The organism is Amycolatopsis sp. NPDC059027, assembly GCF_042739735.1.
Classification (GTDB): domain Bacteria; phylum Actinomycetota; class Actinomycetes; order Mycobacteriales; family Pseudonocardiaceae; genus Amycolatopsis.
This window is the reverse complement of the sequence record NZ_JBHYIK010000150.1, coordinates 1-6,224: the sequence shown is the minus strand read 5'-3', so window position 1 is coordinate 6,224 and position 6,224 is coordinate 1. Positions and strand designations below refer to the sequence as shown.

Below are 6,224 nucleotides of genomic sequence, written 5' to 3'. Positions count from 1 at the left end.
GTTCCTGACCTTCGACAAGCCAGAAACTAAGGCCCGGCAACGGCGTGCGCCCTCACGCCACGCCCACACCACCCACACAAGAGCGCAAAGAGCCCCTTAACGGCATCACAACCGCGAGTGTCCCAGCGCGATCGGGTCAGCGGAGGAAGCCGCGTGTGTGGCGCCAGCCGTCGGCGATGTCGGTCTCGAGCTGGTTCAGCCGGGCCGTCAAAGCCTGGTCGAAGCCGTCGAGGAAGTACTCGTCGCCGTCGCGTGGCTCGATCCGGCGGTCGTCGGCCACGAACTTCGCCACCACGTCGGAAAGACTGGTGCCAGGCCCGAGACGGCCCGCGATGTAGCGCTGGGCCCCGGCCAGACCGGGAAAACCGGCTTCACGGTAGAGATAGACGTCGCCGAGCAGATCGACCTGCACCCCCGCCTGGATGTGCGCGCCGGGCCGCATGGTCGACGGCTTGATCCGGATCAGCTCGGCCTCGGTGCCGGCGCGGATGCTGTGCAGCGCGTAGCCGTAGTCGACGTCCAGTGCGGGAACGCGCGCGGCGACGCGTTCGGCGAAGGCGTTCAACGCGTCTTCGAGTTCGGCGCGTTCGCCCGGCGCGAGCTTGCCGTCGGGCCTGCCGCTGTAGTCCTCCCGGATGTTCAGGAAGTCCACCGGCTGATCGGGCGCGGCGTCGGAAAGCTCGGCGATGAAATCGGCGAGCCGTGTCAGCCGCGACGAGCGCCCCGGCAGGATGATGTAGCTGAGCCCGAGCCGGACGGGACGTTCACGCTGGGCCCGCAGCTTCTGGAAGTTCAGCAGGTTCGTTTTCACCCGGCCGAAAGCCTTGCGTTTGCCGGTCGTCTCTTCGTACTCCTCGTCGTTGAGGCCGTACATCGAGGTGCGTACGGCGTCCAGATCCCACAGGCCCGGCTGTCGCGCGAGCGTCTGCGCCGTCAAGGCGAACGCGTTGGTGTACAACACCATCTTGAACCCGCGCCGGGCCGCGCGTGCGACCAGCTTGCCGAGGCCGGGGTTCGTCAGCGGTTCGAGCCCGCCGGAAATGTACATGGCGTAAGGATTGTCCGGTGGGATCTCGTCGATGACCGACGCGAGCATCGCGTTGCCGGAGTCCAAAGTGGAGTTCTCGTACCGCGCGCCGGTCACCCGCACGCAGAAGTGACAGCGGAACATGCACGTCGGCCCGGGGTAGAGCGCCACGATGTGCGGGTAGACCGTTCGCCGTTCGAGGATGTTCTCGATGACTCCCTTGCTCTCCAATGGAAGAACCGTGTTCGACCAGTACTTCCCTGCCGGGCCGTTCACCACGGCGGCGCGCAGCTCCGGCACCTGGTCGAAGGTGTCGAGCAGACGCTCGAACACCACGCGGTCGACGGCCAGCTCCCGTCGCGCGGTCTCCAGCGTGGTGAACGGGCTGGTGCCGTACTTGCGCGTGAGCGCGAACAGCAGGTCGGTGTCGCCGACCGCGTGCGGATACGCCTTGCGCAGCAGGTCACGCAGAGCGGCGCGCGGGTCGGGCGCGGTCCAGAACGCGGGTCCGGTCATGGGGTGTCCTTCCGTCGGGAGGTCACTTCGGCGCCGTGCGCGACCGCGAACCGGATGAGCGCGCACACCCGCCGGATCTCCTCACGGGACACCGAAGAACCGGTCGGCAGCGCGATCACCCTGGCGGCCATCGCCTCGGTGTGCGGCAGGTGCACCGGCCCGCGTGAGCGATACGGCTCCAGCTGGTGGCAGGCGGGCGAGCCGATCGGGGTGAGCGCGATCGCGTTCTCCGCCCGCAGTACTTCCAGGAGCAGGTCACGGGAGATCCCCGTGACGTCCTCGGCCACGTTCATGATCACGTACTGGAAGTTGTTGCGCTCCCTGGTGTCGTGCGTGAAGAAGCTCAGTCCCTCGGTGTTCCCGAGTTCGGCGAGATAGAGGTCGTAGTGGGACCTGTTGTGCCGCACGGTGGCTTCGAAGGCGTCGAGTGACGTCAGGCCCATCGCCGCGGCGGCCTCGCTCATTTTCCCGTTGGTGCCGCCCGCGTCGCTGACGGTCTTCAGGCCCTTGCCGAAGTTGTGCAGTGCGCGAACCCGGTCGGCCAGCTCCGGATCGTCGGTGACGACGGCGCCGCCTTCGAAGGCACCGGTCACTTTCGTGGCGTGGAAACTGAACACCTCGGCCGCGCCGAAACTCCCGATGACCCGGCCCTCGGTGGTGCAGCCGATCGCGTGCGCGGCGTCGAAGAAGACGGGAATCCCGTTGTCCGCGGCGACTTTTTCCAGTTCGTCCACCGCACACGGCCGTCCCCAGAGATGCACCCCGAAGATCGCCGAGGTGCGCGGGGTGATCGCCGCGGCGACCAGCGCCGGGTCGACACAGCCGGTGGCCGGGTCGATGTCGCAGAACACCGGCTCCAGGCCGAGCCAGCGCACGGCGTGCGCGGTGGCGGCGAAGGTCAGCGACGGCATGACCACCTCACCGGTCAGCCCCGCGGCATGCACCAGCAACTGCAGCGCGACGGTGGCGTTGCAGGTGGCGACGCAGTGCGCGACGCCGGCGAGCTCGGCGACCCTGTCCTCGAACTCCAGCACCAGCGGTCCGCCGTTGGACAGCCATTGGTTGTCCAACGCCCAGTTCAGCCTGTCGAACAGGCGCGCGCGATCGATCAGATTGGGCCGGTTGGTGTGCAACGGCGTCAGGAACGCCGTTCGCCCGCCGAACAGGGCCAGGTCGTCCAGGTCGTGTTTCACCCTTGTGATGTTTCGCGGGCCGGTGGTGGACCCGCATCTCTGAGGCTGCGCGGACTGAGCATGCCGAGAGATGTTCCGCCACGCCACCGGTGTGATCCTCGGTCCATGTACGGTGACGAATTCTCCGAAGTCTACGTGTCCTATTACGAAGGCCAGGGCAAGGACTACGCGGCCGAGGCGGAGGACATCACCCGGCTGATCCGCGAGCGGACGCCGGGTGCGGACTCGCTGCTCGACGTCGCGTGCGGCACCGGCGCGCATCTGCGGCGGTTCAACCAGCTGTTCGCGCACACCGAGGGCGTCGAACTGTCCGAGGGCATGGTCAAGGCGGGCCGCGTCCACTTCCCGGAACTCACGCTGCACCAAGGAGATATGCGCGACTTCCACCTCGGGCGCCGGTTCGACGCCGTCACCTGCATGTTCAGCTCGATCGGTCATGTCGGCGGGCCGGACGGCCTCGACGCGGCCGCGAGCTGTTTCGCCGAGCATCTCGTTCCCGGCGGCACGCTGGTGGTGGAACCCTGGTGGTTCCCGGAAAACTTCATCGACGGCTACATCGCGAGCGGGGTGGCCGAGGTCGACGGCCGCACGATCGTCCGGCTTTCCCATTCGGTACGGGAAGGCGACGCCACGAAGATCACCGTGCACCTGGCCATCGCGGACGCCGGACGCGGCCTGCGGCACGTGACGGAGGTCGGCCTGCTCTCCCTGTTCGAGCGTGCCCGTTACGAAAAGGCGTTCGCGCAGGCCGGAATCGACGCCGAATACGTCGAAGGCGGCCCGCTGGGACGCGGCCTTTTCCTGGGTGTCCGCCGCTGAGGAGAAGCGTGACAAGCCAGGAGACGCTGCCGCGCGTTCACCCGACCACGATGAAAAACCGAGACGGGCACTATTGATTGGGGACGCACATGCGTTTTCTGTCCGGCCGCGCGGACCTTTCGGTGGCGGTCATCGGCTTCGGTTACGTCGGTTCGTGCCTCGCCGCGACGCTGGCCGATCGCGGTTTCGACGTGCTCGCCGTGGACACCGACCCCCGGTTGCCAGGGGAGCTGGCGAGGGGGCACTGCCGGTTCCAGGAAGAGGGGCTGGCGAAGCTGATCTTCGACGGTCTCGGTTCGGGCCGGCTGCGGGTGAGCACCGACGCGTCCGGGCTGGCTTCCGCCGACGTCGTGCTGATCAGCGTCGGCACCCCGGTGCTCGAAGACGGTTCGCTGGCCGACGAGCAACTGCGCGCCGCGTGCACCGAACTCGGCCGTCACCTGCGTGAGGGGCAGCTGGTCGTGCTCAAGAGCACGGTCCCGCCCGGCACTACTCGCGACGTGGTCCTCCCGCTGCTGGAGGAGAGCGGCCTGATCGGGCAGGTCGACTTCGGGCTCGCGTACTCCCCGGAACGGCTCGCCGAAGGCACCGCGTTGCGGGAGCTGCGGACGTTCCCGATCGTCGTCGGTGGTCTCGGCGAGGAGAGCGCCGACGCCGCGGCCGAGTTCTGGCGCCGGGCGCTGGGCGTCGAAGTCATCCCGCACGACTCGCTGGAGTCGGCGGAGATCGTCAAGCTGGCGAGCAACTGGTGGATCGACGTGAACATCGCGCTCGCCAACGAACTCGCCAAGTTCTGCGCGCTCTACGGCGTCGACGTGCTCGACGTGATCAGCGCGACGAACACGATCCCCAAGGGCGCGGGCAACGTCAACGTCCTGGTGCCGAGCGTCGGCGTGGGCGGCTCGTGCCTGACCAAGGACCCGTGGATGGTCTGGCGCTCGGCCGACCGCCGCGGCGTGGACATCAGGACGGCGGTGACCGGTCGCGAGGTCAACGCGGGCATGCCGGAGTACACCGCGCAGGTGATCGTCGACGAGCTGGTGCGCCTCGGCAAGGAGCCGGCGACGGCCAAGATCGCCGTGCTCGGGCTGGCGTTCAAGAACAACACCGGTGACCTGCGGGCGACCCCGACGCAGGGGGTGGTCGAAACGCTGGCCAAGGCGGGCGCGCAGGTACGGTTGTACGATCCGCTGGTCGACCCCGCGCAGGTCGAACAGCTATACGGCACAGGGCTTTCGCCGAGCCTTGTGGAAGCCGTCGACGGCGCGGACTGCGTCGCCGTGCTCGCGCTGCATCGGGAGTTCGAAGGCATCGACTTCGCGAGCCTGCCGGTCGCCGCCGGGTGTCTTGTGCTCGACGGGCGTGCCTACTACAGCAAGGAAAAGATCGCCGAGCTGCGCGCACTGGGCTACGCCTACCGGGGAATCGGCCGATGAGCCGCGTCGTGGTCACCGGTGGCTGCGGCTTCATCGGCGGGCATCTCGTGGAGCGGCTCGTCGCGCGCGGTGACGACGTCGTCGTGTTCGACGGGTTCGCTCCGTCGAACCGCACCGAGGGCGTCCACTACGTCGTGGGGGACATCCGGAACCAGGCGGAACTCGCCGAGGCCATCGACGGCGGCGTCGAGGTCGTCTACCACCTGGCCGCGGTGGTCGGGGTCGACAAGTACCTGTCGAGCCCGCTCGACGTGGTCGACGTCAACTTCCTCGGCACGCGCAACGTGCTCGAACTGGCGCACCGGGCGGGCGCGCGCGTGGTGCTGAGCAGCACGAGCGAGGTCTTCGGGAAGAACCCCGCGGTGCCGTGGCGGGAGGACAGCGACCGGGTGCTGGGCGCCACGTCGGCCGCCCGCTGGTCCTATTCGACGTCGAAGGCGCTGGCCGAGCACCTGACGTTCGCGTTCTCCGCCCACCACGGCCTGGACGCGCGGATCGTCCGGTACTTCAACGTTTTCGGCCCGCGTCAGCGGCCCGCGTACATCGTGAGCCGGTCGGTGCACCGGGCCTTGAACCGGCGGTCGATGGTGGTCTACGACCGGGGTGTCCAGACGCGCTGCTTCACCTATGTCGACGACGCGATCGACGGCACGATCCTGGCCGCGACGCATCCTGATGCCGCAGGGGAGTCGTTCAACCTCGGTTCGATGACCGAAACGACGGTCGGCGAGGTCGTCCGGCTCATCGCCGAGCTGACCGGTGCGCCCGAGCCACGCACCGAAGTCGACACGGCGACCCGGGTCGGCCCCGCGTACGAGGATCTGTCCCGCCGGATCCCGGATGCCACCAAGGCACGCGAAGTGCTCGGCTGGACCTGTGAAACCACGTTGCGTGACGGCCTCGTCAAGACGATCGAATGGGCCCGCGGCAGCCAGTGGTGGCTGGACCTGCCGGACAGCGGTGTGGCCTGAGCCGGACTCGTGCGTGCCGGATCCCTTTGTCGCGAACGCTCCGTTGCGGACGTTGAGCGTCCCGGAAGCGTCGTTCGGGACACCGGCGCCGTCGCGCGAAGCCCGCTACCCGCGCCTGCCGCAACCTATGTCCACATAGGACACTCGTGCCGGTAAGGCCACCTTGGGGGCGTCAGACGCCCCCAAGGTGGCCTTACCGGCATGAGAGTCCTCTGTGGACACAGGCCGCGACCTGATTCAGCGGCCAGGCAGCGTTTGTTAC

5 protein-coding genes are annotated in these 6,224 nt (G+C 68.2%); 3 read left to right on the top strand and 2 right to left on the bottom strand.

What is annotated here, in order from left to right:
- Positions 1–136 precede the first annotated feature (136 nt).
- Together desII and ACFWY9_RS44605 are read right to left on the bottom strand one after the other, a co-directional pair.
- Positions 137–1,543, bottom strand: a complete 1,407-nt coding sequence (gene desII / locus ACFWY9_RS44610) for a dTDP-4-amino-4,6-dideoxy-D-glucose ammonia-lyase (RefSeq protein WP_378341742.1) — start codon at positions 1,541–1,543, stop codon at positions 137–139.
- Positions 1,540–2,736 (bottom strand): aminotransferase class I/II-fold pyridoxal phosphate-dependent enzyme, encoded by a 1,197-nt coding sequence (locus ACFWY9_RS44605; protein ID WP_378341741.1) that lies wholly within the window; start codon positions 2,734–2,736, stop codon positions 1,540–1,542. Before ACFWY9_RS44605 ends, desII begins: the two co-directional genes overlap by 4 nt.
- Positions 2,737–2,841: 105 nt before the next feature.
- Here ACFWY9_RS44605 and ACFWY9_RS44600 point away from each other — a divergent pair, with 105 nt between their 5' ends.
- The 3 genes from ACFWY9_RS44600 to ACFWY9_RS44590 all read left to right on the top strand — a co-directional run bounded on the left by ACFWY9_RS44600 (position 2,842) and on the right by ACFWY9_RS44590 (position 5,962).
- Positions 2,842–3,555 (top strand): class I SAM-dependent methyltransferase, encoded by a 714-nt coding sequence (locus ACFWY9_RS44600; RefSeq protein WP_378341740.1) that lies wholly within the window; start codon positions 2,842–2,844, stop codon positions 3,553–3,555.
- Positions 3,556–3,644: 89 nt separating this feature from the next.
- A complete protein-coding gene (locus ACFWY9_RS44595) occupies positions 3,645–4,991 on the top strand; it encodes a nucleotide sugar dehydrogenase (protein ID WP_378341739.1) in 1,347 nt (448 codons plus the stop codon).
- On the top strand, positions 4,988–5,962 hold the full coding sequence (locus tag ACFWY9_RS44590) for an NAD-dependent epimerase/dehydratase family protein (protein ID WP_378331764.1): 975 nt from the start codon (positions 4,988–4,990) through the stop codon (positions 5,960–5,962). The genes ACFWY9_RS44595 and ACFWY9_RS44590 overlap by 4 nt, the downstream gene beginning before the upstream one ends.
- Positions 5,963–6,224: the final 262 nt, after the last annotated feature.

Coding starts and splice junctions, on each gene's coding strand:
- desII (WP_378341742.1), bottom strand. CDS start 1,543: ATGACCGGACCCGCGTTCTGGACCGCGCCCGACCCGCGCGCCGCTCTG.
- ACFWY9_RS44600 (WP_378341740.1), top strand. CDS start 2,842: ATGTACGGTGACGAATTCTCCGAAGTCTACGTGTCCTATTACGAAGGC.
- ACFWY9_RS44595 (WP_378341739.1), top strand. CDS start 3,645: ATGCGTTTTCTGTCCGGCCGCGCGGACCTTTCGGTGGCGGTCATCGGC.
- ACFWY9_RS44590 (WP_378331764.1), top strand. CDS start 4,988: ATGAGCCGCGTCGTGGTCACCGGTGGCTGCGGCTTCATCGGCGGGCAT.